Source organism: Gemmiger formicilis (assembly GCF_018784445.1).
Taxonomy (GTDB): Bacteria; Bacillota; Clostridia; order Oscillospirales; family Ruminococcaceae; genus Gemmiger.
In genome coordinates this window covers 1-347 of the sequence record NZ_WQOH01000105.1, presented here as the reverse complement: position 1 = coordinate 347, position 347 = coordinate 1, and the positions used below count along the sequence as shown (strand labels likewise).

The 347-nt window shown below is 51.3% G+C and carries 1 protein-coding gene; it reads right to left on the bottom strand.

The window, feature by feature from the left end; genetic code table 11:
* A partial coding sequence (locus tag GPK89_RS16865) for a ribonucleotide-diphosphate reductase subunit beta (protein WP_252261730.1) occupies nucleotides 1–347 on the bottom strand: 347 nt, incomplete at both ends.

Genomic DNA, 347 nt, shown 5'->3' with positions numbered 1-347 from the left:
TAGCAGTCCCCAATGAAGGTGTTGCGGCGCAGCAGATGCTCGTCCGTTTTCCATTGGTAGAGGATGTCATTGCGCTCCACAGGAGAGCAGATGGTGTCGAGCATATAGCTGTAGCTCTGTGAGTGGACACACTCCTGAAACGCCTGAATGGACAGGCAGAGATTGACCTCGTTGGCGGTAATGTAGGCCCCGATATTAGGCAGGTTCGCTGTCTGAATGGAATCCAAAAAGACAAGAAAACTCAAAATTTTATCGTAGGCGCTGCGCTCGGCTGACAGCAGGCGGGGATAGTCCTTCACATCCTGCGAGAGATTGATCTCCTCAGGAATCCAAAAGTTGTTCATGGC